The following is a 22269-nucleotide window of genomic DNA, read 5'->3' on the forward strand; positions in this document are numbered from 1 at the left end:
ACCACCGCGGCAGAACAGACTGCTCCAGGGCAATCGCCCGAAGGCGCTCACCCTGGATTTTTGCTGGCCTCAGTCGCCGACGCCCGCCTCCGCGGGCTTAGGCTTCCGCTCCGCTCGATGCTTTCCGGGGCTCAAGCCTCGAAAACCCCGCGCCGCGAAGCCGCTCGAACGGCTTCGTGCCGTCGCTGTGCGGTCTGCTTCTGCGGGGCTTGCGTGCTTCGGCACACGCCGTGGGCGAGGGCGTGAGCGAGTTGGTAACCAACCCCGCCGATGATCGGGCCGTGCACCCGATGAGATCCGCGATGCCGAATGTTATCCCCGCCTTGCGCAGGCCCCGCCGCGCCCGGCTCATCGGCGGCACGGGCGCCGCCCTCGCCCTGCTGCTCGCCGCCCCGCTCCGGGCCGAGTCCGTTCCCGAGCCGCAGCCGGATTCCCGGATCAACCTGCGGATCGAGCCGAAGGCCGAGGCCGCGCCGGAGCCGAAACGCGAGCTGAGGGCCGATCCGAAGCCCGAGCCCAAGGTCGATCCGAAAACCGCGCCGAAACTGGAGCGCCCGACCGCCGACACGGTGGCCGTTCCGGCCGAGACCCCTCCGGCCAAGAAGGCATCGCGGGAATTGCCGCCGGTCGTCTATGCCCGCGTTTCCGAGGATCCGCTGCCGAGCTACACCGCGCAGACCTTCGTCGACACGATGCGCGCCGCCGAGCGCTATCAGGTCTATGCCGAGGCCGGCGGCTGGAAGACGCTGCCCGCCGATTTCGCCCCGAAGCCCGGCGACAGCCACGCCGCGATCCCCTCGCTGCGCCATCACCTCACCCTGACCGGCGACCTACCCGCCGACGCGCCGCCCTCCGACCGGTTCGACCCGCCGCTGGTGGCCGCCGTGAAGGCGTTCCAGGCCCGCCACGGCCTGCCGGATGCCGGCATCTTCGGCCGCCTCACGCTGAACGCTCTCAACGTGCCGGCCGACGTGCGGCAGCGGCAATTGCGCGCCTCGGCCCAGCGGCTGCTGGGGTCGGGCTTCGGCTTCGGCGAGCGCTACGTGATCGTGAACATCCCCTCCGCCACGGTGGAGGCGGTGGAGAACGGCGCGGTGACCCGCCGCTACGTCGCCGTGGTCGGCTCGCCCGACAAGCAGACGCCCGCGGTCGAGACCCGCATCACCGACGTGAACCTCAACCCGACCTGGACCGTGCCCGTCTCGGTGATCAAGAACGAGATCATCCCGACGATGCGCAAGAATCCGGGCTATCTCGCCAAGAACCGCATCCGCATCCTCGGCCCCGGCGGCGTCGAGGTCGATCCGAACGCGATCGACTGGAACACCCAGAAGGCGACCAACTACACGCTGCGCCAGGATTCCGGCCTCGACAACTCGCTGGGCCAAGTGCGCATCGACATGCCGAACCGCCACGCGATCTACATGCACGACACCCCGTCGAAATCCCTGTTCGCCGGCTCAGTGCGCTTCCACTCGCATGGCTGCGTCCGCGTCGGCCAAGTGAAGGAGTTCGCCGCATGGCTGCTTCAAGGCACCGAAGGACCGAACGGGGCGGGCTCCGCCTGGGGGCCGATCGAGATCGAGACCGCCATCGCCGTCGATGAGCGGCGCGACGTGAAGCTCGTGAAGCCGACGCCGGTCGCCTTCGTCTACATGACCGGCTACGCGACTTCGGACGGACGGGTGCATTTCCGCGATGACATCTACGGCCTCGATACGCCTCCGGCCCCGGCCGCGGCGACACCGCCGGTCCCCGATGTGACGACCACCGGTGCCATCACGCCCCGCGCGGTGCCGGCCCCTCGCCCGGCCGCACCGGGCGTCGCGCCGCGTCCCCTGCCGTCCGCCGCGCAGACTGCGCCGGTGAAGCCCGCACCGGCCAGGCCCGCGCCGGTCGGGGCCGCTGCCGCCCCGGCGCCTGCAACCGCCCTGCCCGCTCCGCAAAAGCCGCAGGCCCGGAAAGCCGCGCCGCCCGCCCGTGGGCCGGAGAGCGAGCCGGTCCCGATGCCGCCCGGCCTCGTCGGCGGGCGGGGCTGAGGCGCCCGCGCGGCGCCGCGTCCCATCCACAGCAGCGCAGCCATGCGGAGCGGAACAAAGGTTCCCGCTTCCTCATTCTGCCGATCGAGTACCGGCGTGGTTGTCGCCGGTCAGAATTCGATTGCAGAGTGTTAAGGATATCACCTCATGGCTAAAGCCAAGCTGCGCGTCCCGAGTGACCGGCTCAACACCCCGACCGATCTCGACCCGAACGACGTCAAGAAGATCTCCGAGGGTCTGACCGTTCTCCTGTCGGATCTCTTCGCGCTCTACATCAAGACCAAGAATTTCCACTGGCATGTCAGCGGCCCGAACTTCCGCGACTATCACCTGCTGCTCGATGAGCAGTCCGAGCAGATCTTCGCGATTATCGACGCCGTCGGCGAGCGCGCCCGCAAGATCGGCGGCACGACCCTTCGCTCCCTTGGGCAGGCCGAGCAGCTCAAGCGCGTTCCCGACAACAACGCGGACTACGTGAGCCCACTGGAGATGCTGAAGGAACTGCGCGACGACAACAAGGCGCTCACCGCCAACATGCGCGAGCTGCACAGCATCACCGACGAAGCCAACGACGTCTCGACCACGAGCCTCATCGAGGAGTGGATCGACCAGTCCGAGGAGCGCACGTGGTTCCTCTACGAGTCGACCCGCGAGGCCACCGACAGCGGTCACTGAGCCTTTTCTCGGTAAAGATGGGCCGCCGATCCGAGAGGGTCGGCGGTCTTTTCATGTCTGCGGAACCGAACGCGACGACTACCCGACGGTCAGCGTCGCCTTCACGAGACTCGGGTCGTCCGGAACCGGTTTCTCCACGAAGCCGAGATGGCGGCAGACCGCGCGCATCGGCCGGTTCTCGGCGAGCACGCTGCCTTCGACCACGGCGATGCCCTCGGCCCTGGCCCAATCGATCATCATCCGCATGAGGGCGGCGCCGAGGCCCGTCCCCTTGATGTCGGAACGCACCAAGATCGCGAACTCGCCCGTGTCGTGGTTGGCGTTGGCGTGCAGGCGCACGGCGCCGAGCATGCGCCGGTCCTCCTCCGCCGCCTCGTCGAAGGCGACGAAGGCGATGGCACGGGAGTAATCGAGCTGGGTCAGCCGGGCGAGGAAGGCGTGGCTGAAGTCCCGCACCGGGGCGAAGAAGCGCAGGCGCACATCCTCGGGATCCACCTGCGCGAAGAAGGCGCGGAACATGCCCTCGTCGTCGGGCCGGACCGGCCGGACATGGACGCAGCGCTCCCCGACATCGAGCCGCCGCTCCCAATCGGACGGATAGGGCCGGATCGCGAAGCGCGGGTGCCAGTTGCCCCGGCGACGCTCCGGCCGGCTCGGCTCCGGTGCGATGCGCACCCGCGCATCGAGGGCGACCGCGCCGTCGGCGTCGGCGAGCAGGGGGTTGATGTCGAGTTCGCGCACCGCCGGCAGGTCGGCGGCGAGTTGGGCGAGTTTGACCAGCAATAGGGCGATGGCCGGCAGATCCGCCGCCGGCACGTCGCGATAGGCTTCGAGACGGCGGGCGACGCGGGTGCGGCCGATCAGTTCGCTTGCCAGCGCCAGATCGAGCGGCGGCAGCGCCAGAGCCCGGTCGTCGATCACCTCGACCGCCGTGCCGCCGCGCCCGAACACCACCACGGGTCCGAAGACCGGATCTTCGGCAAGCCCCGCGATCAGCTCCCGCCCCTGCGGCCGGCGCAGCATCGGCTGCACGGCAAAGCCCGCCACCCGCGCATCGGGGCGGAGTTCTCGGACCCGCGCGATCATCGCATGGGCCGCCTCGCGCACGTCGGCCTCCGAGGTGAGGCCGAGGCGCACGCCGCCGACCTCAGATTTGTGCACCACGTCCGGTGAGACCAGCTTGAGCACTACGGTGCCGCCGCCCGCGATCAGCGGCCACGCCGCTGCTGCAGCCCCATCGGGATCGGGCGCCAGCGTGACCGGCACCGAGACGATTCGGTAGGCGGTCAACAGCTCGGTCACCGCGTAGGGGTCGAGCCAGGTGCGCCCTTCAGCCAACGCCTCGTCCACGATGCGGCGCGCGGCGGCGACGTCCGGCGTAAAGTCGCGCGGCAAGGCGTCCGGCGTGCGCATCAGGTCGTTCTGCGCCTCGCGGTAGCGCACGAGGTGCAGGAAGCCCTCCACCGCGTCGGCATCGGTGGCAAAGAGGGGAATCTTGGCGTCGGCGTAGATCGCGCGGATCGCCTCGTCCTCGCCGATCGAGACCGCAAAGACGGGCTTGCGGCGCCCGGCCGAGCGCGCCTTGGCGACGGCGCCGGCCACGGTCTTGGCCACCTCACGGCTGCCCGCCCGCGCGGTCGGCACATGGATCGAGACGATCGCGTCGCTGTCGCGCCCGGCGAGCAGCGGCTCCAGGGCGCCGACATAATCCCCCGGCACCGCGTCGATGCCGAGATCGAGCGGGTTGGCTTGCCCACCGTGCCGCACCGGAGCGAGGCAATCCTGCGTTGCCTGAGCGGGCTCCGCCAGCGTGCCGCCGAGGTCGGCCAGCCGGTCGGCAGCGAGCGCACCGATGCCGCGGCCGTTGGAGACGATCATCAGCCGGTTGCCGGGGAAGGGCCGCTGACGCCCCAGGGTCTCGACGGCGGAGAACATGGCATCGAGCCCGTCCACCGCGAGCAGGCCCGCGCGACGGAAGGCGGCCTCGTAGACGGCGCCGGGCCGGGCGAGCGCGCCCGTATGGGTCTCCGGCCGCCGGCCGGGCGCGTCGTGGCGCCCGGTGCGCAGCACCACGACCGGCTTGGCGCGGGCCGCCGCCCGGGCCGCCGTGAGGAATTTTCGCGCATCGTCCACGTGGTGCAGCGAGAGGATGATCGCGCGGGTGTGGAAATCTTCGGCGAAGTGGTCGAGGCAATCGGCGATGTCGATGTCGGCGGAGCGGCCGAGCGTCATCACCGCGGAAAAACCGACCCCGTGCCGCCATCCCCATTCGGCGATGGCCGAGGCGACGGTGCCGGATTGCGAGATGAGGGCGAGATCGCCGGGTTTCGGCGGGCGGGCGAGCAGGCTCGCATTGAGGCCGCGCGCCGGCACGCTCAACCCGATGCTGTCGGGCCCGATCAGCCGCAATCCGTGCCGCCGGGCCGCCGCCTGGGCGGCGCCGGCCGGGGCCGCCTCGCCGACGCCGAGATGGGCCGACAGGATCACCGCCGCGGCGGCGCCGATCTGCCCCGCCTCCTCGACGATGCCCGGCACCGCCGCCGGGGGCGTGGCGACCATCACGAGATCGGGGGCCTGCGGAATGTCGGCGAGGCGCGGGCTGCAGGCCAACCCATCGACGCTGGTCTCGCGCGGATGGACCGGGACGATGTCACCGGTGAATCCGCCCGCGCGCAGGCCGTCGATGATCGCCCGGCCGACGGAGCCGGCGCGATCACCCGCTCCGACCACGGCGATGCGGCGCGGGACGAGCAGAGCCTCGAATCGATAGGTGCTCATGGGCCGCCTATATCATCTCAAGGCGCGAGGCCGAGCGTCAAACCGCCCTATGATAGACCGGATCGACCGCATTTGGCGCGCCGGGGCCGCACGAAAGTCTCGTGCCGCGCGTACATCTCTCTCCAATACTCGTACTCGGCGAGCGTTCCGGCCGACTGGAACGGCAGGCGTCGCGAGTCGGCGATCCGGGCCCGCACCGACCTGCCCCTGTTTCGCCCGCTTGCTCCTGCGGCTAAGGTCAGGCACCGGTCCCGGCGATGGCTGGTCGAATCGCGTCCGACAAAGCCCATTCCGCATCGTATGATCGATCCGCCGTTAGAGGAGTTGTCCGTGCCGACTTTCGCGACCCGTCAAGCGATGGTCGAATCGATGCGCCGGATGCTCGACCTCGGCCTGAGCCAGGGGACGTCGGGCAACCTCTCCGTCCGAACCGGAAGCGGCTTCCTCGTGACGCCCTCCGGGATTCCGGCGGAGCAACTCGGCCCCGACGACCTCGTCCCCATGGATTTCGATGGGAACTGGGATCATCCGCTGGCGCCCTCCTCCGAGTGGCGCTTCCACCGGGACATCCTGGCGGCCCGGCCCGAGATCGGCGCCGTCGTCCACGCCCATCCGCCCTACGCGACGGCTTTCGCGATCTGCGGCCGGTCGATTCCGGCGGTGCATTACATGATCGCGATGGCCGGCGGTCCGACCATCCGCTGCGCCCCCTACGCGCCCTACGGTACGCAGCGCCTCTCGGATTTCGCCCTCGATGCCCTCGATGGCCGCAGCGCATGCCTGCTCGCCAACCACGGCATGATCGCCACGGGGCCGAATCTGTCGAAGGCGATGTGGCTCGCCGTCGAGGTCGAGACCCTGTGCCGCCAGTACGCGATTGCATTGCAGGTCGGCGCGCCGGTGGTGCTGTCCGATGCCGAGGTCGCCGAGACGGTCGAACGCTTCAAGTCCTATGGTCCCCGCGAGAAATCCGAGCAGTAAGTCTGCGCCTTCAGCGTTTTCGATTTGCGCGGATGCCAAATGATTTGGATTTTCAGCTTATTTTACGGCGAATGAAGGATAAATTATTCTGAAGGCAGGCTTTTCAATTTTATGATCATTAATTTTACTGCTGAAATCGGTATATAAATACAATATAATCGTAATTATATATTAGTAAGTTGGAATTTTGTGGAAAATTTTGCGATAAATTTGAGTAACCGTCTTTAGACGATGCCGCTTTCGATGGTTTTGACCTTGCCATTTTGCAAGTGACGGCAGGTCTCGGGCGACGCTTTCACACGACTGTGCCCAATCGATCTACGTAATCGTCCCGTCTTGCATTTCGGAATTATACCGGATGTCGGGAGATTTTTGTGGAGTTTCTGATGCGACTTTTACCGCAATAGCCCTGTCAAACGGCCGAAAGTTCAATTGATTTTTGGAAGACGCTAAAATCCATCTTGCAGCCGGGCCCATCAAAGGTTAAGTCCTGCGTCATTCAGCGCAGTCGCAGCGTGCTCGGCAATGATGGCGTCTTCGTTGTAGCGCCTATTGAAGTTCGTCGTTTGCAAATATCAGAAGGGATATTGAGGATGTCGCTTGAGGATGGCTCCGCTGGCGATCACGTGGCCTTGGTTGTGGATATCGTGTCGGCCTATGTCGGGAACAACTCCCTGGCGGTCGGGGAATTGCCCGGGCTGATCACGTCGGTTCACGGTGCGCTGGCACAATTATCGAATAAGCCAATTGAGCCTGAAGAACCGGCCCCGACACCGGCCGTGTCGATCCGGCGTTCGATCCAGCAAGATTTCCTCATTTGCCTCGAAGACGGCAAAAAGTTCAAGTCGCTCAAGCGGCATCTGCGGACGCGCTACAATCTCTCGCCCGACGAGTACCGCGCGCGCTGGAACCTGCCCGACGACTATCCCATGGTTGCACCGAGCTACGCCGCAACCCGTTCGGAACTCGCCCGGACCATGGGCCTCGGCCAGCAGCGCCGGAAGTGGCCCGCCAAGACGACGACGGACGCCGCATCCGAGCCGGCCGCCGAGACCAACGCTTCGGCGCCGCGTCGCCGTGGCCGGGCCCGTACCGCGGACGCGGTCTGAGCGCATCGCGCCGACCGACATCGTAGAAGGCCGGGTCGCCATCGATCGCCCGGCCTCTGGACGGCGGGTGTGCGCCGGAGCCGCTTATCCACACGCGATGCGGCTGTCCTCCGTCGGCGAGGGCAGGATCAAGTCTCGGCGTTAGAAGTCGGGCAACCGCTCGGCGGGAACAGTTCCTGTGCAGTCCGGGCATCGTCCCGGTCTCTCGCGGGAGACATGATGTCCGGCCGGTCGACCATCGTTACGCGCCTGTTCTGGACCGTCGTCCTCGGGGGTGGCGCCGCCATCCGTTACGGAGCCCCGGCGCTCGCCGCGACGGGTGCGGTCTGCGGCGCGATTCTCCTCCATCGCCTCGACCGACCGCGCCGCTTCCGCGCCCTCGTGCGCCGCATCGCCCGCCGGCATGCCGCGACGCTCGCCCTGCGACGGCGGCAGGAGCGCTTCCTCGACGCCTACGGCAACACCATCGAGGATGGCTGGCTGCGCGAGCGCGAGTACTTCGTCGAGCGCACCGTCCTGCCGCTCGTCGAGGCGCGCGGCTTCTCCGATTACGCCGAGCCGCGCTTCGATGAGATGGTGGACATCATCGAGCGGGTGGCCTGCGCGCACGAACTGCCCGACGAAATGGAGACGCCGGAGGACGGGATCGCCTACGAGCGATACTGCGCCGAACTTCTGGGGGAGGCGGGCTGGGATGCCCGGCCCACGGGGGCGAGCGGCGACCAGGGCTGTGACGTGATCGCCGAAAAGGCGGGCCTGCGCCTGATCGTGCAGTGCAAGCGCTACGGCCGCCCGGTCGGCAACGCCGCGGTGCAGGAAGTTGCGGCCGCCGCCCTGCACTGGTCGGGCGACATGGCGGCCGTGGTCTCGAATGCCGGTTTCACCCCCGCCGCCCGCAAGCTCGCCGGCACCACCGGCGTCCTGCTCCTCCACCACGACGACCTTGCGACCCTGGCTCGGACCCGCCGGGCCGGCCGCCGTGCGTTGGCGGCCGGGCGCTGAGCCTACTCCGCCGGCACCGGCCGGCTGACGGGGCGGGCGGGCAGCGCCACGGCCTTGCGCCGAACCGACAGCCGCGCCGCACGCTTGCGCCACCAGATCACCACGCCGGTGACCGACAGCATCGCCACGACGAGCCCCATGAGCGAGATCAGGATGCGGCCGGGCAAGCCAAGGATGCGGCCCGAATGCACCGGGAACTGCGCCTGCACGAAGATGTCGGCAGCGGTGCCGACCCAGGGCTGACGGTCACCTATCACCCGGCCGTCTCCCCCGTCGAAATAGATCGCCGCCGGGCCGACGCCCGCCGCTCCATGGTCGTCGCCGGGCGCGAAGAAGCGGGCGGTGTAGAAGCCCTGCAGCGGCGCGTAGGCCAGGGCGCCGACCGGCTCCTTCCAGCCTCGGCGCTGTCCCTCCGCCTGCGCTGCCTCCAGGATGCGGGCGTAATCCACCCCCGGCTCGATCGGCTTGAGCGGTGAGACGAAGGGGCGGGTGTTCGACGGCTCGGGTGTCACCTGCGAGACGCTCGACATCAGCGGCAGGAACACCTCGCGGTAGAGGTTGAGCGAGAAGGCCGTGAAGGCGAGCACGAACAGCAGCGCGAAGGTCCAGAGGCTGAAGGCGCGGTGCAGGTCGAAGGTCACGCGGTAGGGGCTACCCGCGGTCTTCACCTTCCAGGCCGGCTTCCAGCGCGACCACCAGCCCCGGCCGAGCTGCCGCTCGACGGCCGCCGGACGCGCCGGGTTGGCGGGTTTGCGCACCGGCAGCGTGAGATAAAAACCGACGAAGGAATCGAGCATCCAGACGACGGCGACGATCCCGAGCAGCCAGATGCCCCAGCGCTCCTCGCCCCACATCTCCGGGAGGTGCAGGGAGTAGTGCAGCTTGTACAGGAACGAGATCAGCGTCTCGCGGGTGATCGGCCAGACCTGACCCCATTCCCGCCGGCCGAGTTCGGCCCCCGTCACCGGGTCGAGGAAGACCTGATTGTAGCCGAGCGTGTGCAGGCCGCCGGTCGCCGCATCGACCCGCGGCATCACGAACAGCGACAGCGACTCGCCGGGCTCGGCCGCCAGCGGGAGATAGGCGACGCGGGCGCCCGGCTCTCGGGCCTCGAATTGCCGCGCGAGGTCGAGGGCGGGGATCGCGGGTCCGCGGCTCTCGACCGTGTGGAGATGCGGGTTCAGCCAATCGTCGAGTTCATGGTCCCAGGAGATCACCGCGCCGGTGAGCCCCGCCACGAGCAGGAAGGCGGCGATCGTCAGGCCGGCCCAGCGGTGGAGAAGGACGAAAACGGAGCGCGCCATCAACCCTCGAGCCTCTGTCCGCGACGGAGCGACCGCCGACGGAGAAGGAAAGGCGATCCGGCCCTCGGACAAACACGCCCCGGTCCGGTTCAGTCCCTTGTGCGGGCCCTCATGCCTGCGCGGTGAGGGCGAACCCGTCGATAAAGCTTGCCACGGCTATACGCCACCCCTGGCCAACCCTTTGGCCAGCCCTTGAATCGTGCGCGACACGATCACGCGTTAAGATCCGGTAAAGGCCCGGTCAAGATCCGCCGGGCGTGCTTCGGCTGGCTTAACAACCCTTAAACCCGCCGCAATTACTGTCTCTGACGCAAGGGGGCGACCCGCCGTGCCGCAGGGCCAGCCGGCGCATCCGAGGGGATCGATCCGGCGAACTACCGACGCGCGGATCCCGAGCAGGGGAGCACGGTCGCGGGAGGCAAGATCCGTCGGAGGTAAGATCCTTCGAAGGATCAGATCCTCTCTGGGATCGGCAGCCCCGGACGCATGGAACGCATGGCGCAGTCTCGCGGACGCAAACCACGCAGCGAACCCACCTTCGACATCCCGGAAGGGAGCGAGCCGGGCCGCCTCGACGTGCGCCTGTCGCGCAACGACCGGTCCGCGGGCGGGCAGCGGGCTTCGGCCGGCCGCCCCGCTGCGGCGCCGAAGGCGCGTGCGCGCAAGGCCTCCGGCGGCGGCAACGGACGGCGCCCGCCGCGGCGGCGCTCCTGGCTCGGCCGTCTGGTCTATGCCGGTGTCGTCCTCGGCATCTGGGTGGCGATCGGGCTCGCTGGCCTCATCGCCTACCACGCCTCACAATTGCCGCCGATCGACCAGCTCGCGGTTCCCAAGCGCCCGCCCAACATCGCGATTCTGGCCAGCGACGGCAGCCTGCTCGCCAATCGCGGCGAGACCGGCGGCCGCGTCGTCTCGATCAAGGAATTGCCGCCCTACCTGCCGCGCGCCTTCGTCGCGATCGAGGACCGGCGCTTTTACGACCATTTCGGCATCGATCCCGTGGGCATCGCCCGCGCGATCACGCAGAACCTGACCCGGCGCGGCGTGGCGCAGGGCGGCTCGACGCTGACCCAGCAGCTTGCCAAGAACCTGTTCCTGACGCCCGAGCGCTCCGCCTCGCGAAAGATCCAGGAGGCGATCCTGGCTCTGTGGCTGGAACACAAATACTCGAAGGACGAGATCCTCGAACTCTACCTCAACCGGGTCTATTTCGGGGCCGGCGCCTACGGCGTCGAGGCCGCGGCCCAGCGCTATTTCGGCAAGCCCGCCAAGAACGTGACGCTGGCCGAAGCCGCCATGCTCGGCGGCCTCGTTCAGGCGCCCTCGCGGCTGGCGCCGAACCGCAACCTGAAGGCGGCGCAGGCCCGCGCGGCCCAGGTGCTCGCGGCGATGGAAGATCTGGGCTTTGCCAAGAGCGCCGACGCGAAGGTCGCGCTGGCCCAGCCCGCCCGGCCCGCCTCGAGCCGCGGCGGCGGCTCGCCGAACTACGTCGCCGACCTCGTGATGGACGTGCTCGACGACTTCCTGCCGAAATTTGACGAGGACATCGTCGTCGCCACCACCGTCGATGCGAGCATGCAGACGGCCGGCGAGAAGGCGCTGACCGACGAACTCAACGCCAAGGGCAGCCGCTACAATGTCGGCCAGGGCGCGCTCGTCTCGATGCGGCCGGACGGGGCGATCCGTGCGCTTGTCGGCGGGCGCGACTACGCGCAGAGCCAGTTCAACCGCGCCACCACCGCCAAGCGCCAGCCGGGCTCGGCCTTCAAGCCCTTCGTCTACCTCGCGGCGGTGGAGCGCGGCCTGACCCCCGACACGATCCGCGAGGACGCGCCCGTGCGGATCGGCAACTGGGCGCCGGAGAACTACTCGCACAATTATCGCGGCGCGGTTTCCTTGCGCGAGGCGCTGGCGCTCTCGCTCAACACGGTGGCGGTGAAACTCGGCCAGGAGGTCGGCCCGAAGGCGGTGGTGCAGACCGCCCAGCGGCTCGGCATCTCGTCCTCGCTCCAGGCCAACGGCTCGATCGCGCTCGGCACCTCGGAGGTGACGCCGCTCGAAATGGTGGGCGCCTATTGCGCCTTCGCCAATGGCGGCAACGGGGTGATTCCCTACGTCATCGCCACCATCAAGAGCGCCACCGGCAAGGTGCTCTACAAGCGCGGCGAAGGCGGGCTCGGCCGCGTCATCGACCCCAACGCCGTCGGCATGATGAACGCCATGATGCACGACGTCTTCACCATGGGCACGGCGAAGAAGGCCGAAATTCCCGGCTGGGAACTGGCCGGCAAGACTGGCACCAGCCAGGAGTTCCGCGATGCGTGGTTCGTCGGCTACTCCGCCACTTTGGTGACGGGGGTCTGGCTCGGCAACGACGACGGCGAGCCGACCAAGCGCGCCTCCGGCGGCAGCCTGCCGGTGGAGATCTGGAAGGACTACATGACCACGGCGCTCAAGGGCGAGAAGCCGGTGGGCCTGCCGGGCATGAACCGCTGGCGCGCACCGCGGCCCGAGGCGCAGCCCGAGCGGGATTCCGGACCCGGCGGCCTGATCGGCGCCCTGCTCGGCGAGCCGGAGCAGACGGCCTCCGCCCTCCCCCCGCGCTCGGTTGGGCGCGGGCGTGGTCCGAGCCGGGACGATCGCAACTTCCTCGAGAAGCTGTTCGGCGTCGGCGAGTAGGCGCTGCCCGATTTGCCCGACGGGAGCGGTGAATCCCTCCCGTCGCGCGGCGGCTGACAAAAATTCGGGCGGCGCCCGAACCGAGCATGCGGCGGTGCGCCACATTCGCGCCACGTTGAAGGCATGACCCTCCGACGGTCGGGAGAGGATTGTGGGCTCCGCTCGCACCTCCTGATTGCCGACGGTAAGGAGCCTCCGTGTCGACCCGCCTGCCCGACCGTTGCCCGCATGGCCCCATGGCCTCCGCGAACGGGCCGGGCGCATCCTCCTCCGCCGGCCGCCGGAGCCCGATCTGATGCTGCCGCACCATCGCTGGTTCTGGCTTCTCATCCTGCTCGCTGCGGGCGGCGCGGGGCTGCTCTACAACGTCATCTTCGCCGGCGGCGCGAGCCCGGCAGCCGGCTTCACCTACGGCCTGTGCGTCGGCGTCTCGGCGCTGGCCTTCGACCGCGGCGTCCTGCTGGCGGGCGTCCAGTCGCGCATCCGGCGCCTGCCCGCCGGGCTCTACGTCGTCGCGGCGGAACTCTCCTACGTGGCGATGATCGTCGTCGGCAACGCGCTCGGCGGCTTCGTCGTCTGGCTGCTCGGCCTGACCGGCGACAGCCTGGAGGAGGCCGTGCGCACCACGCCGCGGGTGCTGGCCTACGCGCTCGCCGTCTCGGCCCTGCTCGTTTTCGTCATCCGCATGCGCGATCTGATCGGCGGTGAGGTCTTCATCAACTTCCTCGTCGGGCGCTACCATCGCCCGGTGGAGGAGGAGCGCATCTTCCTGTTCCTCGACGTGGTCGGCTCCACCGCCTTCGCCGAGACCCACGGCGACCTGCGCGCGCAGGAATATCTCAGCGCCGTCTTCGCGACCCTCGCCGAGCCGGTGCGCCGGTTCTACGGTTCGACCGATGACTATATCGGCGACTTGGCCATGATCACTTGGCCGATGGAGCGTGGCCTGAAGGATGCGCGCTGCGTCGAGTGCCTGTTCGCGGTGCGTGAGCGCATCGAGGCGGAGGCGGAGGGCTGGGAGGCGCGCTTCGGCACCGTGCCGCGCCTGCGGGCGGGCCTGCATGGCGGACCGGTGGTGACGGCCGAAGTCGGGGTGGACCGGCACAAGATCGCCTATTTCGGTGACGCCGTGAACGTCGTCGCCCGCGTCGAGGCCCTGTGCCGTCCGCTCGGCGTCGATACCCTGATCTCCGAGGATCTGCTGAAGCGGCTGCCGCGGCTACCCGACGGCGTCGTCGTGAAGCCGCTCGGCACCCACGCCCTGCGCGGGCGCGGGCAGCCCCTTGCCGTCGCGACCCTCGAACGCAACGGAACCGCGGCCCTGGCCGAGGCCACGGCGCCGCGGATCGCCGCCGCGCCGTAGGGCGGGGAAACTCGCCGCTCAGCTCACCCGCAGTAGCAGCAGGATCGATGCGATGGTCATGATGGCCAGCGTCGCGAGAATGCCGCCGCCGCGGCAGGCGAACTGGCGCGGCGAATTCGCCGGGGCGAGCATCCCGATCGGGTGCAGGATGCGCGCGATCACCAGCACGATCAGCAGGCCCTGAACCCAGCCATGGGCGCCGCCGCTCGCCTCATAGAGCGCGATCAGCAGAAGGGTCAGCGGCACGTATTCCTGGAAGTTGCCGTGCGAGCGGACGCGCCGCTGGAGCGCGTCTTGCCCGCCATCGCCGAACAGGACATTGCCGGAGACCCGGCCGCCGATCACCCATCCGGACAATCCGGCATAGATCAGGCCCAGAATCGCGGCGTAGAAGGCCGTGGTGGTCGGAAAAATCACGGTAAAAGAACCTCGGATCGAAGGAGCGACCCGCCGGACGGCGGATGTCGTTGGCACTTCGCAAACTAGGCTTATCGGCGCCGTATTCCGCCCGTGCCGGCGATCACGAAGGCGTATCCGTGACGCAACGGTCATGATGGGTCCCGCAGACCGCTCGGCGCGGCGGGTGATGGGAATGACATTAAGCATTCTACCGAAAGGTGTTGCCGGCCTTCCGCGGAAGGCGATGCGCTAGAAGGGCATGGGCGGGCTCGGCCCGTCGGCGGAGCATGGCCGGGCACGAGGCTCGTTCAGGAGGATATCGGTGGGCGGCAAGCTGATCGCGGTGGCGAACATGAAGGGCGGGGTCGGCAAGACCACCACCGTGGTCATGCTCGCCGAGGCGCTGGCCGCCGACGGGGCGCGGGTGCTCGTGGTGGATCTCGACCCGCAGGCGAGCGTGTCGGTCTGCCTCGCGGGTGATACGCTGCTCGGCGAGATGATCGTCCGCGGGCGTACGCTGGAGGCCTATCTCGCCCTCAAGCTCATCACCCGCCACAAACCGAACCTCTCCGCCCGCATCCAGCCCGGCGTGAGCCTGACCATCCACAAGAACGCGCCGCTCGCGCTCTCGCTGCTGCCGTCCGGCCCGCATCTGCGGCTGGTGGAACGGGAGATCCTCTACGAGCTGACCGAGCGGAAATTCTCGATGCACGCCATCGACGAGAAGCTGTGGAAGGTCTTTCAGGACGACTTCGTGCCGCTGGCCGAGGATTACGACTACGTGTTCTTCGATTGCGCGCCGGGCATCTCGCCGATGACCGAGGTGGCGGTGCGCGCCGCCGACCTCGTCCTCGTCACCTCGATCCCGGACTTTCTCTCGACCTACGGGCTCAACGCCTTCGTCGAGACCGTCTGGCGGCGCCCCAGCCGGCAGGCGAGCCATATCGCGCCGAAGAGCGCGCCCCACGTCCTCGTCACCCGCTTCCAGGCCCAGGTGCGCCAGCATCAGCGAACCCTGGCGCGGCTCGAGGCCGAGGCGCGGTCCGAGGATGCCGGCTTCCGTTTGCTCGAAACCCGGATTCCGCAAGCGGCGGCGCTCGCCGACGCGCTGGTTCCCGCCGACGGGTCACCCCCGACCTTCTCCGCCAAGTATGGCGCCCATGTCCCCAACGTGCTGATCCCGCTGGTCGCGGAAGTGAAGGAAATTCTCCATGGCCCTTGATGTCGATGGCTATGCCGTGTTGCAGGCGATGGCCTCCGAGCCGGAAGCGTTTCCCGACATCCGCACCGAGATTCCCAAAGCCGCCCGTGCCCTCGTCGTAAAGCAGCTCAAGGCCCGGTCCTTGCGCGCGCCCTCGCTGCGCCTGATCCGCGATGTGCTGGGCAGCGAGACGCTGGCCCTGATCGTCGATGGCATGTCGGAGGCCGAGGTGAAGGGGTTGGTGACCCGCCTCGACCCGCACCACCCCTCGCTGAAGACCGCGACGCCGGGCTGGCACCGCCACCGCCTCAGCGCGCTGGCCGCCGGCGAGGCGCCGTTCCGCAAGGGTGAGACCCGCGTCGAGGACAGCCCGGCGAAGCTGCGGGCTGCCGAGGCCCCCCCGGAGCGCGCCCTGGCCAACCGCCCCTTCGCCGCAGTGTGGGACGGCAAGGACCACGACGCGCCGCCCGCGAAGGAAGGCCGCGAGAAGAAGGACAAGGAGAGGGACCGGAAGGGCAAGAAGAAGAAGGGTTGAGGCCCTTCCCCCAAAAACCCTTTTGCCCAGAGCGTCAGCCCGGAGCCTCGTGCTGGATGTCGGATCCGGGACGTGGCTCCGGGCTTTTGTTTTTGGGTCGACTTTTTCCGAAAGCCGGAGGCCACCGTTCGGAGTGATGCTCTAAGCGTCCGGAAATAGCGCCTCGTATTGCGCTTCGAGGGCGGCGAGCCGGCCCTGCCCTTCCAGCACCGCGACCCGGTGCTGCCGCGTGACGTCGAGCAGCCCGTCGGCCATCTCCGCCTCGCCGCAGAGCCGGGCACGATCCGAGATCTCAGAAAGCTGATCGGCCATCAGGCTATCGATCCGTATTCCCTCCGTCAGCGCTCGCATCAGACTCAGCATCGTCTCGCGGGCGTTGACGTCAGGGGGCGATGGGGCGGGTATACGGTCCGTCACGGTACTCGCTGGCGTCTGGCCGACAACGCTCCGAGGCTGCCCGAGCCTCGCCACCCCCGGCCACTGCATAGGATAAACCCCTGACGCTTTTCCCAGGGACGCGCCGGGCACCGTCGCCGCATCGCCAGTGGCTTGCGCGGCCTACGAACGAAAAAGGGGCCGCCTTTCGGCGACCCCTCCTCCGTTCTTCGGTCGGGTGCGTGGACTTAGAAGTCCATGCCGCCCATGCCGCCGCCGCCCGGCATCGCCGGGGCGCCGCCATCCTTCTTCGGCGCGTCGGCGACCATGGCTTCCGTGGTCACCAGCAGGCCGGCGACCGAAGCCGCGTCCTGAAGGGCGGTGCGCACGACCTTGGCCGGGTCGACGATGCCGGCCTGGATCATGTCGACATACTCTTCGGTCTGGGCGTTGAAGCCGAAGGTCTCGCCGCCGTTGTCGGTGATCTTGCCGACGACGATGGAGCCCTCGACGCCCGCGTTGCTGGCGATCTGACGGATCGGGGCTTCGAGCGCCTTGAGGACGATCTTGATGCCGGCCTGGACGTCCGGGATGTCGGACTTCAGCTGGGCAACCGCCTTCTTGGCCAGAAGCAGCGCGACGCCGCCGCCGGGGACGATGCCCTCTTCCACCGCAGCGCGGGTGGCGTTGAGCGCGTCGTCCACGCGATCCTTCTTCTCCTTGACCTCGACCTCGGTCGCGCCGCCGACGCGGATCACCGCGACGCCGCCTGCGAGCTTGGCCAGACGCTCCTGGAGCTTCTCACGGTCGTAGTCCGAGGTGGTCTCCTCGATCTGCGCCTTGATCTGGCCGACGCGGGCCTCGATGTCGGCCTTGTCGCCGAGACCGTCGATGATCGTGGTGGTCTCCTTCTCGATGCGGACGCGCTTGGCGCGGCCGAGCATCGGCAGGGCGACGTTCTCGAGCTTGATGCCGAGATCCTCGGAGATGGTCTGGCCCTTGGTGAGGATCGCGATGTCCTCGAGCATCGCCTTGCGGCGATCACCGAAGCCCGGAGCCTTCACGGCCGCGACCTTGAGGCCGCCGCGCAGCTTGTTCACGACGAGCGTGGCGAGCGCCTCACCCTCGATGTCCTCGGCGATGATGACGAGCGGCTTGCCGGTCTGCACAACGGCCTCAAGCACCGGCAGCATCGGCTGCAGCGACGAGAGCTTCTTCTCGTGGATGAGGATGTAGGGATCCTCGAGCTCGGCGACCATCTTCTCGGCGTTGGTCACGAAGTACGGCGAGAGGTAGCCGCGGTCGAACTGCATGCCCTCGACGACGTCGAGTTCGGTCTCGGCGGTCTTGGCCTCCTCGACGGTGATGACGCCCTCGTTGCCCACCTTCTGCATGGCGTGGGCGATCATCTCGCCGATCTCCTTGTCGCCATTGGCGGAGATCGTGCCGACCTGGGCGACCTCTTCGGAGGAGGCGACCTTCTTGGCGCGGGCGGTGATGTCCTTCACGGCAGCCTGGGTGGCCAGGTCGATGCCGCGCTTCAGATCCATCGGGTTGATGCCGGCGGCGACGTACTTGGCGCCTTCACGGACGATGGCCTGGGCCAGCACGGTGGCGGTGGTGGTGCCGTCACCCGCGATGTCGTTGGTCTTCGAGGCCACTTCGCGCACCATCTGGGCGCCCATGTTCTCGAAGCGGTCGGAGAGCTCGATCTCCTTGGCGACGGTGACGCCGTCCTTGGTGATGCGCGGCGCGCCGAAGCTCTTCTCGATCACGACGTTGCGGCCCTTGGGGCCGAGCGTCACCTTGACGGCATCCGCGAGGATGTCGACGCCGCGCAGCATCTTGTCGCGAGCGTCGGCGGAGAAACGTACGTCTTTCGCTGCCATGTGAGTTTACCTCGAATGATGGAAGGGGCCCCGAAGCCGGCCGAGGGCAAGACCCTGGCGGCCTCCAAGGGCGGTGGACGGGTGCGCGCCTTAGAGGGCGACGACGCCCATGATGTCGGATTCCTTCATGATGAGGAGATCCTGGCCGTCGATCTTGACCTCGGTGCCGGACCACTTGCCGAACAGCACGCGGTCACCGACCTTCACGTCGAGGGCGTTGACGCGGCCCTGCTCGTCGCGAGCGCCGGGGCCGACGGCGACGATCTCGCCCTCTTGCGGCTTCTCCTTGGCGGTATCCGGGATGATGATGCCGCCTTTCGTCTTCTCTTCGCTTTCGATGCGACGGACGACGACGCGGTCGTGCAGCGGACGGAACTTCATGAGCTGCCCTCTTGCTTCGGAATGGCGGTTGGTCTTCATGCGGCCGGGACGACCGCGATCCACCTGATTGTTAGCACTCCAAGCAAGTGAGTGCTAACGACGGTGGCGAGATAGGCGCGTGGCGTTTTTGAGTCAAGGCGCAGCTTCTTCCCGGCTGCGGTGATTTCACGCAAATTTCCCGCGCAGCTGGGACGGGACGGGGACAAATTCTCCCGATGATGAGCCTTCATGGGGCAAACGGCGCGGTCGAGCAGGGCGGCTCGGGGGGCGGCGCGAGCCTGCCCGATCACGCCGTCTGGATCGACCTGAACGATCCGACGGCCGAGGAGGCCGCGCAGGTCGAGAAGAAGGCGGGCATCCGCGTGCCCTCGCGCGCCGCGCTCAGCGAGGTCGAGTCGTCGAGCCGCCTGCGCCGCAACCGCGACGGCCTCTCCCTCTCGACGCCGATGGTGACCTTCGACCGGTCCGATTTCAGCCTGAAGCCGCTGGGCTTCCTGCTCAACGCGGACCACCTCGTCACGGTCCGCTTCCACGACATGCGCGCCATTGCGGCGGTCCGGAAACGTGTGGATGAGCGTGACGGCGACGGCAGCACCAGCACGGGCATGTTCCTGCTCGTGGTCGAGGAACTGGTCGATAACCTCGCCGACCTTCTCGAAGAGATGTCGGGCGATCTCGATACGCTCTCCACCCGCATCTTCGATTTCGATTCCGGCGCCCGGCCCGGTGCCCGCAAGGGGGACGCCACCGCGCCGAAGCGGCGCGACCTTGCCCTGCGCCGTCTGCTCCGTTCGGTCGGCCGCCACGGCAAGTCGCTGTCGAAGGTCCGCGCCAGCCTGCTCGGGCTCGGACGCATCATCGCCTTCGCCAAGAGCGAGTGCGGGCAGACCCTCGAGGAGGGCGACGCGCCGCGCTTCGACACGCTGGCGCAGGACATCGCCTCGCTGGACGAGTTCGAGACGCGGCTCTCCGAGACCGTCCAGTTCCTGCTCGACGCGACGCTCGGGCTCATCAATATCGAGCAGAACAACGCCTTCCGGGTTCTCACCGTCGTGTCCGTGGTCGGCGTGCCGCCGACCCTGGTGGCCTCGCTCTACGGCATGAACTTCAAGCACATGCCCGAACTCGACTGGGCCTACGGCTACCCCTACGGCCTCGCCCTGATCGCGATCTCGGCGATCGTGCCGCTGCTCTACTTCAAGGCGAAGGGTTGGCTGTAACGCCGCGTCTCGGGAGCGCCCCGCGGCTCAATGGCTGAGGCCGGGGAACAGGTTTCGCAGGCTCGTCACGATCATCTCCATCGCAACCGCGGCCAGGATCATGCCCATCAGCCGGCGCGTGATCGCGGTGGCCGTCGCGGACAGGTGGCGGCCGAGCCAGGGGGCTGAGAGCAGCGCGACCGTCAGAAGCGCGAGGAAGGCGCCGACACCGAGCGCCAGTTCCGGCCATTTGGCCTGCGCCTTGGCGGTATGGCCGAACACGATGAGCGTCGCGATCGTCCCCGGCCCGACGAGCAGGGGGATGGTCAGCGGGTAGATGGCGACGCTTTCCGCATCGATCGGGTCTTGCTTCTCCTTCGGGCTGCGGCCGTGCGTCTGGCTCGATGAGCCCTGAAGCATGGAGAGCGCGATCGTCAGGACGATGAGCCCGCCCGCCAGACGGAAGTCGTCGACGCTGAGTCCGAAGGCATCGAGGACCGCCTGCCCGGCCACGATCGAAACGAGGCAGCCGATCGTCGTCCCGATCGCGGCGATGACGGCAACGCGCCGCCGCACGGCGTCCGACGCGCCATCGGTGAGGGAGAGGAACACCGGCACATTCGCGATCGGGTTCATGATGGCGAACAGCGCGGCGAAGACCTTCGTGACGAAGGACAGATCGACAGACATCGCGAACCCCGGTTTCGAGATCCGGAGCCATAGCATGGCTCTGGCCTCGACCCGGCGCCGATGGTTCATCACGCGCTCGCCCCACAATTCAGGCTTTGTTGGCGGCTAGCTGCGAGGCTCGTCCTCAGGCTCCAGGCTGAGCGAGCAGCGCACCCCAATCCATGGCCGTCATCGCCGCCTTCGTCCTCAATGCCGGGCTGAACTTCGTCCTCGGCATCGCCATCGCCCGGATGCTGGGGCCGGCCGATTTCGGCCGGTTCGCCCTGGCGACGGCCGGCGCGGTCGTGCTCAACACGATCCTGTTCGAGTGGCTGCGGCTCTCGGCAACGCGGTTCTACTCGGCGCGGGTGCGCGAGGCCGAGCCGTGGATTCGCCACGGTCTCGACCGGGCTTACTGCGTCATCGCGCTGGCGCTGTTTGCCACCGCCGCCCTCTGCGCCGGGCTCGGAATCGCCGTCAATCCGACTCCTGAAGGCCGGCTCGTCATGACCGCCGGCACCATGGTCGCGGCCATCGGCATCGGGCTGTTCGACTATCACGCGGCGCTGGCCCGCGCCCGCTTCATCGGCGGGGCCTATCTCCGGCTCGTGGTGTGGAAGAACGTGCTGGCCTTCGTGCTGATGGCCGGCACCGCGTGGCTGTTTCCGCAGCCGGTCTGGGTGCTGATCGCGGGGGGCATGAGCCAGTTCCTGGCGGTGCTGCCGATGCGCAAGATCCTGGGCGACACGGCACTGGGGCACGCCCCTGCCCTGCCCGATGGCCGCGCCCGTGAAACTTTGCGCCTGTTCGCGGCCTATGGCCTGCCCTTGATCGCAGCCAACGCCGTCTATCAGATCATGCCGTTCCTCAACCGCGCCGCCATTGCCGGCACCGCCGGCTTTGCCGAGGCCGGCTATTTCGCGCTCGCCGCCGATCTCAGCTCGCGGGCCTTCTCGACGCTCGGCGCGGCGCTCGATCTCCTGCTGTTCCAGATCGCCGTGCAGGCCGAGGAGCATCACGGCCGCGAGGCCGCCGAGACCCAGGTCGCGCGCAACATCGCCATCGTCGTGGCGCTGCTCCTGCCCTGCGCCGCCGGCTACTGGGCGGTGACGCCGGCCCTCCAGGCGCTGATCGTGCCGGAGGAGTTCCGCGGGCCGTTCGCGGACTATACCGACCTGCTGATCCCGGGCCTGTTCTGCCTCTCGATCATGAACTTCGCCCTCAATCCCATCTTCCAGATCCGACGCCGGACGAGCCCGGTGGTCGCCGCCGCGCTCATCGGGCTGGCGGTCAACGCCGTCGGCCTCGTCCTGCTGCCGCGGGTTATGGGGCCGCAGGGCGTCGCTGTCGCGCAGACCTTGGGCCTCGTCGCGGCGGTCGCCGTGCTCGGCCTGCGGGCGCTGACGGGGATCGAGCGCCTGCGCCTGCCGGGCCGCGACCTCGCCCTCACCGCCGCCGCCTGCCTCGCCATGGTTCTGGCCGTGTTGCCGTTCCGCGCCCTGGAGCCGGCGCTCGCCCTGCCCGCCTGCATCGCCGCCGGCGTGCTGGTCTATGGGGCCCTCGTCTGGTTTCTCGACATTGCCGGCCTGCGCAGCGCCGTGCGCCAGCGTTTCCCGAAGCGGCTTCCGGCCGCCGCGCGCTAGACGTAGCCGACCACAGACGCGGCTTGCCACCTCCGGCCAAACGGGGTT

18 protein-coding genes are annotated in these 22269 nt (G+C 68.4%); 11 read left to right on the forward strand and 7 right to left on the reverse strand.

Going from position 1 to position 22269, the window contains the following annotated elements:
• Nucleotides 1-302: 302 nt before the first annotated feature.
• Nucleotides 303-2039, forward strand: a complete 1737-nt coding sequence (locus ASF53_RS11995; RefSeq protein WP_056198184.1) for a L,D-transpeptidase family protein — start codon at nt 303-305, stop codon at nt 2037-2039.
• Nucleotides 2040-2186: 147 nt separating this feature from the next.
• The gene (locus ASF53_RS12000) at nt 2187-2714 is read left to right on the forward strand and encodes a Dps family protein (protein ID WP_056198186.1); all 528 of its coding nucleotides are present in this window, start codon (nt 2187-2189) and stop codon (nt 2712-2714) included.
• Nucleotides 2715-2792: 78 nt separating this feature from the next.
• Here ASF53_RS12000 and ASF53_RS12005 read toward each other — a convergent pair whose 3' ends face one another.
• Complete coding sequence (locus tag ASF53_RS12005) at nt 2793-5492, reverse strand: bifunctional acetate--CoA ligase family protein/GNAT family N-acetyltransferase (protein ID WP_056198188.1); 2700 nt, start codon at nt 5490-5492, stop codon at nt 2793-2795.
• A 330-nt stretch (nt 5493-5822) separates the two neighbouring features.
• Here ASF53_RS12005 and ASF53_RS12010 point away from each other — a divergent pair, with 330 nt between their 5' ends.
• From ASF53_RS12010 to ASF53_RS12020, 3 genes are all read left to right on the forward strand, one after another.
• Nucleotides 5823-6473, forward strand: a complete 651-nt coding sequence (locus ASF53_RS12010; RefSeq protein WP_056198487.1) for a class II aldolase/adducin family protein — start codon at nt 5823-5825, stop codon at nt 6471-6473.
• A gap of 593 nt (nt 6474-7066) precedes the next feature.
• Entirely contained in the window at nt 7067-7582 is a 516-nt protein-coding gene (locus ASF53_RS12015; protein WP_056198190.1) for a Ros/MucR family transcriptional regulator, read from the forward strand.
• Nucleotides 7583-7801: 219 nt separating this feature from the next.
• Nucleotides 7802-8584: a restriction endonuclease gene (locus tag ASF53_RS12020; RefSeq protein WP_056198191.1), complete on the forward strand. Its 783-nt coding sequence runs from the start codon at nt 7802-7804 to the stop codon at nt 8582-8584.
• A 2-nt stretch (nt 8585-8586) separates the two neighbouring features.
• Here the strand turns inward: ASF53_RS12020 and ASF53_RS12025 are convergent, their stop codons facing one another.
• On the reverse strand, nt 8587-9888 hold the full coding sequence (locus tag ASF53_RS12025) for a PepSY-associated TM helix domain-containing protein (RefSeq protein WP_056198192.1): 1302 nt from the start codon (nt 9886-9888) through the stop codon (nt 8587-8589).
• A gap of 495 nt (nt 9889-10383) precedes the next feature.
• Here ASF53_RS12025 and ASF53_RS12030 point away from each other — a divergent pair, with 495 nt between their 5' ends.
• Both ASF53_RS12030 and ASF53_RS12035 read left to right on the forward strand, forming a co-directional pair.
• On the forward strand, nt 10384-12567 hold the full coding sequence (locus ASF53_RS12030; RefSeq protein ID WP_056198490.1) for a transglycosylase domain-containing protein: 2184 nt from the start codon (nt 10384-10386) through the stop codon (nt 12565-12567).
• A 295-nt stretch (nt 12568-12862) separates the two neighbouring features.
• Nucleotides 12863-13930 (forward strand): adenylate/guanylate cyclase domain-containing protein, encoded by a 1068-nt coding sequence (locus tag ASF53_RS12035; RefSeq protein WP_056198493.1) that lies wholly within the window; start codon nt 12863-12865, stop codon nt 13928-13930.
• A gap of 18 nt (nt 13931-13948) precedes the next feature.
• Here ASF53_RS12035 and ASF53_RS12040 read toward each other — a convergent pair whose 3' ends face one another.
• Nucleotides 13949-14347, reverse strand: a complete 399-nt coding sequence (locus tag ASF53_RS12040) for an MAPEG family protein (protein ID WP_056198193.1) — start codon at nt 14345-14347, stop codon at nt 13949-13951.
• 304 nt (nt 14348-14651) lie between these two features.
• Here ASF53_RS12040 and ASF53_RS12045 point away from each other — a divergent pair, with 304 nt between their 5' ends.
• Nucleotides 14652-15551: a ParA family protein gene (locus ASF53_RS12045; protein WP_056198195.1), complete on the forward strand. Its 900-nt coding sequence runs from the start codon at nt 14652-14654 to the stop codon at nt 15549-15551.
• Nucleotides 15541-16065, forward strand: a complete 525-nt coding sequence (locus tag ASF53_RS12050) for a hypothetical protein (RefSeq protein ID WP_056198197.1) — start codon at nt 15541-15543, stop codon at nt 16063-16065. The genes ASF53_RS12045 and ASF53_RS12050 overlap by 11 nt, the downstream gene beginning before the upstream one ends.
• Nucleotides 16066-16206: 141 nt before the next feature.
• Here the strand turns inward: ASF53_RS12050 and ASF53_RS26675 are convergent, their stop codons facing one another.
• The 3 genes from ASF53_RS26675 to groES form a co-directional block, all read right to left on the reverse strand.
• Entirely contained in the window at nt 16207-16416 is a 210-nt protein-coding gene (locus tag ASF53_RS26675; RefSeq protein ID WP_286134354.1) for a hypothetical protein, read from the reverse strand.
• A gap of 272 nt (nt 16417-16688) precedes the next feature.
• The gene (gene groL, locus ASF53_RS12060; protein ID WP_056198201.1) at nt 16689-18329 is read right to left on the reverse strand and encodes a chaperonin GroEL; all 1641 of its coding nucleotides are present in this window, start codon (nt 18327-18329) and stop codon (nt 16689-16691) included.
• Between the two features lie 90 nt (nt 18330-18419).
• Nucleotides 18420-18710 carry a co-chaperone GroES gene (gene groES, locus ASF53_RS12065; RefSeq protein WP_003603800.1) on the reverse strand — a complete coding sequence of 97 codons (291 nt, stop codon included), beginning with the start codon at nt 18708-18710 and terminating at the stop codon, nt 18420-18422.
• 215 nt (nt 18711-18925) lie between these two features.
• Between groES and ASF53_RS12070 the strand changes: the two genes are divergently transcribed.
• On the forward strand, nt 18926-19930 hold the full coding sequence (locus tag ASF53_RS12070; protein ID WP_056198203.1) for a magnesium transporter CorA family protein: 1005 nt from the start codon (nt 18926-18928) through the stop codon (nt 19928-19930).
• 27 nt (nt 19931-19957) lie between these two features.
• On the opposite strand, the gene ASF53_RS12075 is transcribed toward ASF53_RS12070, so the two are convergent.
• Nucleotides 19958-20599, reverse strand: a complete 642-nt coding sequence (locus ASF53_RS12075) for a MarC family protein (protein ID WP_056198496.1) — start codon at nt 20597-20599, stop codon at nt 19958-19960.
• Nucleotides 20600-20760: 161 nt separating this feature from the next.
• Between ASF53_RS12075 and ASF53_RS12080 the strand changes: the two genes are divergently transcribed.
• The gene (locus ASF53_RS12080) at nt 20761-22221 is read left to right on the forward strand and encodes a lipopolysaccharide biosynthesis protein (RefSeq protein WP_056198205.1); all 1461 of its coding nucleotides are present in this window, start codon (nt 20761-20763) and stop codon (nt 22219-22221) included.
• The last annotated feature ends 48 nt before the right edge of the window (nt 22222-22269 follow it).

The sequence above is a fragment of the Methylobacterium sp. Leaf123 genome (genome assembly GCF_001423405.1).
GTDB lineage: Bacteria > Pseudomonadota > Alphaproteobacteria > Rhizobiales > Beijerinckiaceae > Methylobacterium.

Coding starts and splice junctions, on each gene's coding strand:
- ASF53_RS11995 (WP_056198184.1), top strand. CDS start 303: ATGCCGAATGTTATCCCCGCCTTGCGCAGGCCCCGCCGCGCCCGGCTC.
- ASF53_RS12000 (WP_056198186.1), top strand. CDS start 2,187: ATGGCTAAAGCCAAGCTGCGCGTCCCGAGTGACCGGCTCAACACCCCG.
- ASF53_RS12005 (WP_056198188.1), bottom strand. CDS start 5,492: ATGAGCACCTATCGATTCGAGGCTCTGCTCGTCCCGCGCCGCATCGCC.
- ASF53_RS12015 (WP_056198190.1), top strand. CDS start 7,067: ATGTCGCTTGAGGATGGCTCCGCTGGCGATCACGTGGCCTTGGTTGTG.
- ASF53_RS12020 (WP_056198191.1), top strand. CDS start 7,802: ATGTCCGGCCGGTCGACCATCGTTACGCGCCTGTTCTGGACCGTCGTC.
- ASF53_RS12025 (WP_056198192.1), bottom strand. CDS start 9,888: ATGGCGCGCTCCGTTTTCGTCCTTCTCCACCGCTGGGCCGGCCTGACG.
- ASF53_RS12030 (WP_056198490.1), top strand. CDS start 10,384: ATGGCGCAGTCTCGCGGACGCAAACCACGCAGCGAACCCACCTTCGAC.
- ASF53_RS12035 (WP_056198493.1), top strand. CDS start 12,863: ATGCTGCCGCACCATCGCTGGTTCTGGCTTCTCATCCTGCTCGCTGCG.
- ASF53_RS12050 (WP_056198197.1), top strand. CDS start 15,541: ATGGCCCTTGATGTCGATGGCTATGCCGTGTTGCAGGCGATGGCCTCC.
- ASF53_RS26675 (WP_286134354.1), bottom strand. CDS start 16,416: ATGCGAGCGCTGACGGAGGGAATACGGATCGATAGCCTGATGGCCGAT.
- groL (WP_056198201.1), bottom strand. CDS start 18,329: ATGGCAGCGAAAGACGTACGTTTCTCCGCCGACGCTCGCGACAAGATG.
- groES (WP_003603800.1), bottom strand. CDS start 18,710: ATGAAGTTCCGTCCGCTGCACGACCGCGTCGTCGTCCGTCGCATCGAA.
- ASF53_RS12070 (WP_056198203.1), top strand. CDS start 18,926: ATGATGAGCCTTCATGGGGCAAACGGCGCGGTCGAGCAGGGCGGCTCG.
- ASF53_RS12075 (WP_056198496.1), bottom strand. CDS start 20,599: ATGTCTGTCGATCTGTCCTTCGTCACGAAGGTCTTCGCCGCGCTGTTC.
- ASF53_RS12080 (WP_056198205.1), top strand. CDS start 20,761: ATGGCCGTCATCGCCGCCTTCGTCCTCAATGCCGGGCTGAACTTCGTC.